Genomic DNA, 7,866 nt, shown 5'->3' on the forward strand with positions numbered 1-7,866 from the left:
CGTGGCTCCCGATGAGGTAACGGAGAGGTAGCAATGCTCACTCTCCGTAACCCTCCCGGGAGGATGACGTCGTCCCCGAGAGGCCGAAGCCCCCCGATGTCAGGAGCCCGTCGAGGTCAGGCCGGGACGGCCAGGGCCGCGCGGAGGGCCTCGTCCATGGCCGACAGCGGCGCCATGTGTCCCGTCATCAGGCGCACCTGCTCGGCGGCCTGGTGCAGCAGCATGCGCTCGCCGCCCACGGCGCGTGCGCCCAGCGCCGTCCACGCGGACTGCAGGGCGGTGGGCCGGGGGTCGTAGACGACGTCGAGCAGGACGCCGCGGGGCGCCGCGCCGCGGTCGCCGTCGGTCAGCAGCTTCGCCCAGGTGTCGGCGGCGTACTTCGGCGTCGTGGAGACGACGGCGTCCGCGGTGACCAGGGCCGACGTCGTCGCCGTGTCGTCGAACACCTCGAACGACGGGGTCACGCCCATCCGGGCCACGGCCGCGCGCAGCGGGCCGATCCGGTCCAGGGAGCGCACGAAGACCCGCGCCGACGGGCAGCCCAGCTCGGCGAGGGCCGCCAGGGCCGAAGCCGCGGTCGCTCCCCCGCCCAGGACCACGGCCTCGGCGACCGGACGAGCACCCGCGTCCAGCCCCTCGCGCAACGCCGCGACGATGCCGTGCACGTCGGTGTTCGTGCCGGTCGTGGTGACCGCGCCGCCGACCGTCGTGAACAGCACCGTGTTCACGGCGCCGACCGCCTCGGCGAGCGGCTCGACGTGGTCGAGCAGCGGAATGACCGCCTGCTTGAGCGGCATGGTCAGGCTCAGCCCGGCCCAGGACCGCCCCGGGTCGCCGTCGGCGTCCTCCAGGAAGCCCGCGAGAGTGTCCTCGGTGACGTCGTGCACGCCGTAGTCCCAGCCGTCCAGGCCCAAGGCCCGGTAGGCCGCGGTGTGCAGCACCGGGGACAGGGAGTGCGCGACGGGGTGGCCGAGCACGGCGGCGCGGCGCGAGGGGGTGGTGCTCATGTCAGTAGCCGTTCTCCGCTGCCCAGGCCTGGTACTCGTCCTTGAAGGCAAGGAACTCGTCGTAGTTGTCGGTGAACTTGGTCTCCTGCGTCTCCAGGTTCACGGTCACGTACCACCGCCAGGCGCCCTCCGGCGGGTTCATGACCGCCTCGAGCGACGCGTTGCTGGGGGCGCCGATCGCCGTCGGCGGCAGCCCCGCGACCACGCGCGACGCGTACGGGAACGACTTGTCCTGGAACTCCTCGGAGGTGATCAGGTGCGACGGCTTCTTGCGCCCGTAGGAGTCGATGGCGTCCAGGCCGAGCGGCTCGCCCGCCGCGAGGCGGTTGTCGATGACCCGCGCCACCTCGCCCCGGTACTTGTCCGGCGCCTCGCGCTCGACCAGCGACGCCTTGATGATCAGGTCGTTGCGCTGGTCTTCCGGCACCTTCAGCGCCTCGAGCTCACTGACGGTCAGGGCGACCATCTGCTTGAGCACGTCAGCCGCGCTCACGGTGTCGGGCTTGGCGTCGTACGTGCTCGCTGCCAGCCAGCCCTCCAGCTCTCCCCCGGCCTCCGCGGGCAGGCCGAGCGCCGCCGGGTCCGCGAGGGCCGCGTCCACGTCCGCCTCGGGCCAGCCCTGCTCGACCATCGTGTCCTTGATCTGCGACACGGTGTGGCCCTCGACGACGGTCAGGCCGCCGCGGTCGACCTTGTTCTCCGCGAGCAGCGCCACCGCCGATTCCGCGCTCATCTGCAGCTTCATCTGGTGCGTGCCCGGCTGGATGCCGCCGGCGGCCGGGTTGGCGTTGAACGCCCGGACGAACGCCTCGGCGCTCGCCACGACGTCCTTCGCCTCGAGCTCCGCGCCGATCGTGTAGCCGTTGGCCGCCTCGGGGACGTCGACGGCCACCGGCTCGCCGCCGGTGCCCTCGTAGTCGGCGGCGGCGAGCGGCGTCTCGATCCCGAAGAGGTAGCCGTCGTTCTTCACCGTCCACGCGCCCAGACCGCCAACGACGACCACCGCGGCGACGACGGCGATCAGCACCGGGCGGCGAAGCGGGCCGCGTCCGCCACGGCCGGCGCTCCGACGTCCCTGGCGATGGCTGCCGTCGCGGTCCCCCCGGCGACCGCGCGAGCCGCTGGCGTGCCTCGGTGGCCCCTGATAATTCACTCCCGGAAGGGCCTGGGTCACGCGCTCGCTCCATCCTCTACGGTGCGCGGATCACTGGACGAACCACGCTGGTCACCAACCGGGAACACGACACTGCAACCGCACGTCACGATCGCATCACGGGCCGGGTGCCGCGAACGCTACCCCGATCCGTACATTCCCGGCCAACTCCGGGGATTCGTCACCCTCAGCCGTTGGCCGCCTGCCAGTCGCGGAGCTCCTGCTGGTAGGCGAGGTGCTGCTCGTAGGTCTCCGAGAACTTGGTCTCGCCCGTGTCGAGGTTGACCGTGATCCAGTACTTCCAGTCGCCCGGCGTCGGGTGCAGCACGGCGTCGATCGCCGTCTCCCCCGGGCTCGCGATCGGACCCGGCGGCAGCCCCGTGTGCTCGTACGTGTTGTACGGGTTCTTCTCGTCGCGCAGGTCCTCCTTGGTCAGCTCGGTGCCGGGCTTGCCCGCCCCGTAGGCGACCGCGGCGTCGATCTGGAGGATCATGCCGTCCTCGAGCCGGTTCTCGATCGCGCGGGCGATCTTCGGCTTGTCCTCCGCGTGCAGGCCCTCCCGCTCCACCAGCGAGGCCTTGGTCAGCACGTCCTCCCAGTCGCCGCCCGGGACGTCCTTCTTGCGCAGGGCCTGCTCGGTGCGATCGACCATCGCCGTGAGCAGCCCGACGGCGGTGTCCTTGTCGGGCTTGAGCGCGTAGGTGCCGGCGTAGAGCCAGCCCTCGGCGTCGCCGCCGGCCTGCTTGGGCAGGCCGAACTTGGCCGGCTTCTTCAGCGCGGCCTCGAAGTCCTCGGCGGGCAGGCCGGTGACCTGCACCGCGCGCTCGACGATCTGGTCCACCGTGTAGCCCTCGGGGATGGTGAGCTGGAGGTCCACCATCTCGTTCTTCACGAGCAGGGCGACGGCGTCCCGCGCGGGCATCTCCTCGAGCATGGCGTGCGTGCCGGGGCGGATCGACATCGAGTCCGGGTTGGCCTCGAAGGCGGTGGTGAACGCCGACACGCTGGCGACCACACCGGCCTTGTACAGCTCCTGGCCCATGACGGTGCCCGTCGCGCCGTCGGGGATATCGACGTCGACCTGCTCGCCGCCCGGACCCGGGAAGTCCTTGGACTCCAGCGGGTTGGTCAGCCCCGTCAGGGAGTCGAGGTTGCTCCAGATCGCGTAGCCCGACCCGCCCACCAGTACGAGGGCCACGAGCAGCACGATCACCGCGCGGCCGCGCTTGTTGCGCCGACGCCGTCGCTGCGCCCTCCGGCCTGATCTCGGCCCGGGGAACGAGGGATCTGCCTGGGAGCGCGGGGGCGCCGTGAAGAGGTCCGTCACCGGAGACTCACTGTCCTTCGTCGGGGGGTGTCCTTGGGGGTGGCGCTGGGTTCATTCGTGCGTGTCGTGCACGGTCCGCACCTCGACGAGCTCGCCGGCGCGCTCCCCCTTCGCCCGCTCCGCGTCTAGTGCAGATTGCAGAATGATAACGGCTGCGGCCTGATCGATCACGGACCTGTGCTTCTTGGATTTTCTGCCGGCCGCGTGGAGCGCCTGGTGCGCCGACACGGTAGTCATCCGCTCGTCCACCAGACGCACCTCGGCGCGCTCGCCGGCCGCGGCCAGCGCGACGGTCAACCGGGCCGCGAACTTGCGGGCGTCGGCGGTGGCCGCGCCCTCCTTGCCGGACAGGTGCCGGGGCAGCCCCACGTAGACGACGGCGGCGAACCGCTCCACCGCCTCGTCCACGATCCGCGTGACGTCGGCCGTGGTGCCCCCTGCGCTCCGCGCCCCCTGCTTCGCGCTCGGTGCTCCCTGCTTTCCCGAGCCCTCCAGCACCCTCGGCACGGTCTCCACGGGCGTGGCGACCAGTCCGTCCGGGTCGCTCGCGGCCAGCCCGATCCGGGCCATGCCGACGTCGACCCCGAGCCGGGCCCCCCGTGGGAGGCCCGGCTCGGTCCCGGTGTCCGTCACGACGTCAGGCGCCCACGGCGGCCAGGCGCACGCCCTCGGCGATGCCCGCCAGGGCCTCGCCCAGCTTGGCGGGGTCGGTGCCGCCGCCCTGGGCCATGTCCGGCTTGCCGCCGCCGCCACCGCCGAGGGTCTGGGCGGCGGTGCGCACCAGGTCGCCGGCCTTGTAGCCGGCCGCACGGGCGGCGGCGTTGGTCACGACCACCACGACGGGACGGCCGCCCGACACGCCGCCGGCGGCGGCCACGACGGGCTCGGCCTCGCCGAGGCGGCCGCGCACGTCGAGCACGAGGGCGCGCAGGTCGTCGGCCTGGGCCTCGCCGGCGTCGTGCGTGACGACGCGGACGTCGCCGACGCGCGGGGCCTCGGCGGCGAGCTTGCCGGCGACGGCCAGGAGCTGGCCCTGCCGCAGCGTGGCGAGCTCCTTCTCGGCCTCCTTCAGTCGCGTCACGAGCGAGCCGACCCGCTCGTGCAGGTCCTCGGGGCGCGTGTTGAGCAGGCCGGTGAGCTGGCCCACCAGGGCGTGCTCCTTGGCCTGGAAGCCGTAGGCGCCGTCACCCACCAGGGCGTCGACCCGGCGCACGCCGGAGCCGATGGACGACTCGCCCAGCAGCGTGACCCGGCCGAGCTGGCCGGTCTGCTTGACGTGCGTGCCGGCGCACAGCTCGCGCGACCAGTCGTCGCCGATCGAGACCACGCGCACGACGTCGCCGTACTTCTCGCCGAACAGCGCCATGGCGCCGGCCTCGCGGGCCTTCGCGATCGGCATCAGCTCGTCTGTCACGTCGAGGTTGTCGGCGAGGCGCACGTTGACGCGCTCCTCGATCTCCGTCAGGGCGGACGCCGAGACGGCGGACGGCGAACGGAAGTCGAACCGGATGCGGCTCGGCGCGTTCTCCGAGCCGGCCTGGGTGCGGTCCGGGCCGACGAGCTCGTGCAGGGCCTTGTGGATCATGTGCGTGGCCGAGTGGGCCCGGCTGATGGCCTTGCGGCGGGACGTGTCGATCTGGGCGGTGCCCGGGTCGCCGAGCGCCACCGTGCCCTCGATCAGGCGGCCACGGTGCACGTTCAGGCCCTTGATGGGGCGCTGCACGTCGTCCACCTCGATGGTGGCGCCGCCGTCGAGCACGATGGTGCCGTGGTCGGCGAGCTGGCCACCGGCCTCGGCGTAGAACGGCGTGCGGTCCAGCACGACCTCGATCTCGGCCGGGGCCGTGACGGCCGGGGCCGGCACGCCGCCGGTCAGCAGGCCGGCCACGCGCACGGAGGCGTCCGTCTGCGTGTACCCGAGGAACTCGACGGGAGCGGTGAGCTCCTTCTCCAGGGCCTCGTAGGCGGCGACGTCGGCCCCGCCGGTGCGCTTGGCCAGCGCGTCGGCGCGGGCGCGGGTGCGCTGCTCCTGCATGAGCGAGCGGAAGGCCTGCTCGTCCACCTGCACGCCCTGCTCGGCGGCCATCTCGAGGGTGAGGTCGATCGGGAAGCCGTAGGTGTCGTGCAGCTGGAAGGCGGCGTCGCCCGGCAGCACCAGGTGGTCGCCGCCCTGCTTCTTCAGGTTGGCGACGGCGTTGTCGAGGATGCCGGTGCCGGACACGAGGGTGCGCCGGAAGGCCTCCTCCTCGGCGTAGGCGACGGCCGAGATCTGCTCGAAGTTGGTGCCCAGCTCCGGGTAGGAGGGGGCCATGGCGTCCTTCGAGACCGGCAGCAGCGACGGCAGGGCCACGCCGTCGACGCCGAGCAGGCGCATCGCACGCACGGAGCGGCGCAGCAGCCGGCGCAGCACGTAGCCGCGGCCCTCGTTCGAGGGGCGCACGCCGTCGCCGATGATCATCAGGGCCGAGCGGACGTGGTCGGCCACGACGCGCATCCGCACGTCGTCCTCGTGGTTCTCGCCGTACTTCTTGCCGCTCAGCTTCTCGGCGGCCTCGATGACGGGGAAGACCTCGTCGATCTCGTACATGTTGTCCTTGCCCTGCAGCAGGAAGGCAACACGCTCGAGACCCATGCCGGTGTCGATGTTCTTCTTGGCCAGCTCGCCGACGATGCGGAAGTCCTCCTTGGACTTCACGTCGTCGATGGCGTACTGCATGAACACGAGGTTCCAGATCTCGACGAAGCGGTCGCCGCCCTCGTCGATCAGCGGGCCGCCGTCGGGGCCGTAGGCGGCACCGCGGTCGTAGAAGATCTCCGAGCACGGGCCGGCCGGGCCGGGCTGGCCGGTGGACCAGTAGTTGTCCTTCTTGCCGAGGCCCTGGATGCGCTCGTCGGGCAGGCCGACGATGTCCTTCCAGAGCTGGCGGGCCTCGTCGTCCTCGTAGTAGACGGTGACCCACAGCTTGTCGGGGTCGATGCCCAGCTTGCCGTCCTCCAGGGAGCCCGTCAGAAAGTCCCAGGCGAACCGGATGGCGTCGGCCTTGAAGTAGTCGCCGAACGAGAAGTTGCCGTTCATCTGGAAGAACGTGCCGTGCCGCGTGGTCTTGCCGACGTCGTCGATGTCGAGCGTGCGCACGCACTTCTGCACGCTCGTGGCGCGCGTCCACGGCGGGGTCTGCTGGGCCGTCATGTACGGGATGAACGGCACCATGCCCGCGATGGTGAACAGCGTCGACGGGTCCGGCGAGATCAGCGACGCCGACGGCACCACCGCGTGGCCCTGAGCTTCGAAGTAGTCGAGCCAACGCTTGCGGATCTCGGCGGTGCGCATGAGGTCAGTGGTCCTTCTTCTCGGTCGTACTGGTGGGTCGTACTGGAGGGTCGTGCTGGTGGGCCGCGCCGGAGGGTGCACAAGTTCTGGTGCGCGACGCGCGTCCGGGCACGTGCCTATTCTGCCGCTGGTAGCGCGGCAGACGGAAACTGAAAGATCCGGCGGGGTCCCGCTACCGCTGGTGGCGCTGCAGCTCGCCGCGCAGGGACGCCATCAGCTCCGCCTCGCGCTCGGCGCGCGCCGTCGTGAACTCCGAGCGGAACGTGCGCGCCATCTGGTTCAGCCGGACGCCGGCGTCGTCCACGGCGGCCGCCGCGCGCTCGCTGACGGCCTCGGGCGTGTACCGCGCGACGACCTGGCGGCCCTTGTGGATCACGACGACGGTGACGGCCACGCCCACGCCGACCCAGAACAGGCGGCGGATCATGCGCCGGCCCCGCTCGCGCCGGTGCTCGCGCTCTTGTCACTGCCGGTGCTCGCGTCGCCGCCGGTGTGCCGGCCGCCGCCGCCCTTGGCCTGGCCGAAGGCCTGCCGCACGCCGTAGGAGAACGCCGCGACCTTGACCAGCGGCTTGCCCAGCGTCGCCGCGTACAGGCCTGTCAGCGCGGAGACGTTCTCGCTGACCGACGCCGCGGACGTGGTGATCGTGTCGACCTTGACGAGCTGCGTGTTCGCGGAGGCGACGGTGCTCGCGGCCTCGTCCAGGATCGGCACCGAGTGCTCGGTGACGTCACGGACGCTCAGCCGCGCCTCGTCCAGGAGCTTGCCCAGCTTCCACAACGGGACGGCGAGAAAGCCCACGAGGAGCACGAACGCGATCGCCGCGATCAGTCCCGCCACGTCTCCGATGTCGCCGAGGGTCATGCGCAAGCTCCTGCCTGAAGGTTCGCAGATGTCCGGCGCCGCTGGCTGCCGGGGGACGTCGATCACCCTATCCCCCTGGCGGCCCCCCTCGCCCGTCGCCCCGCGGTGCGCGCCGGCACCGGCCGGGTCGCCGACAGGCCGTCGAACGTAGGTGTGGTCGCACTCTGAGGGCTCAGAGTGCGAC

7 protein-coding genes are annotated in these 7,866 nt (G+C 71.9%); all 7 read right to left on the minus strand.

Features of this window, described 5'->3' with window-relative positions; all coding sequences use genetic code 11:
- Positions 1-116 precede the first annotated feature (116 nt).
- The 7 genes from ACFV9Q_RS28460 to ACFV9Q_RS28490 all read right to left on the minus strand — a co-directional run bounded on the left by ACFV9Q_RS28460 (position 117) and on the right by ACFV9Q_RS28490 (position 7,682).
- Positions 117-1,007, minus strand: coding sequence for a shikimate dehydrogenase (locus tag ACFV9Q_RS28460; RefSeq protein WP_377237195.1), 891 nt, complete (start codon positions 1,005-1,007; stop codon positions 117-119).
- 1 nt (position 1,008) lies between these two features.
- Positions 1,009-2,034, minus strand: coding sequence for an endolytic transglycosylase MltG (gene mltG, locus ACFV9Q_RS28465; protein ID WP_377237196.1), 1,026 nt, complete (start codon positions 2,032-2,034; stop codon positions 1,009-1,011).
- Between the two features lie 313 nt (positions 2,035-2,347).
- Positions 2,348-3,487, minus strand: a complete 1,140-nt coding sequence (gene mltG, locus ACFV9Q_RS28470; RefSeq protein WP_377237197.1) for an endolytic transglycosylase MltG — start codon at positions 3,485-3,487, stop codon at positions 2,348-2,350.
- 51 nt (positions 3,488-3,538) lie between these two features.
- On the minus strand, positions 3,539-4,120 hold the full coding sequence (gene ruvX, locus ACFV9Q_RS28475) for a Holliday junction resolvase RuvX (protein WP_377237198.1): 582 nt from the start codon (positions 4,118-4,120) through the stop codon (positions 3,539-3,541).
- Positions 4,121-4,124: 4 nt separating this feature from the next.
- On the minus strand, positions 4,125-6,818 hold the full coding sequence (gene alaS, locus ACFV9Q_RS28480; RefSeq protein ID WP_377237199.1) for an alanine--tRNA ligase: 2,694 nt from the start codon (positions 6,816-6,818) through the stop codon (positions 4,125-4,127).
- A gap of 172 nt (positions 6,819-6,990) precedes the next feature.
- Positions 6,991-7,245: a hypothetical protein gene (locus ACFV9Q_RS28485; protein ID WP_182615642.1), complete on the minus strand. Its 255-nt coding sequence runs from the start codon at positions 7,243-7,245 to the stop codon at positions 6,991-6,993.
- Complete coding sequence (locus ACFV9Q_RS28490) at positions 7,242-7,682, minus strand: DUF948 domain-containing protein (protein WP_377237200.1); 441 nt, start codon at positions 7,680-7,682, stop codon at positions 7,242-7,244. The genes ACFV9Q_RS28485 and ACFV9Q_RS28490 overlap by 4 nt, the downstream gene beginning before the upstream one ends.
- Positions 7,683-7,866 lie beyond the last annotated feature (184 nt).

It is taken from the genome of Promicromonospora sp. NPDC059942 (assembly GCF_042731755.1).
Taxonomy (GTDB): domain Bacteria; phylum Actinomycetota; class Actinomycetes; order Actinomycetales; family Cellulomonadaceae; genus Promicromonospora.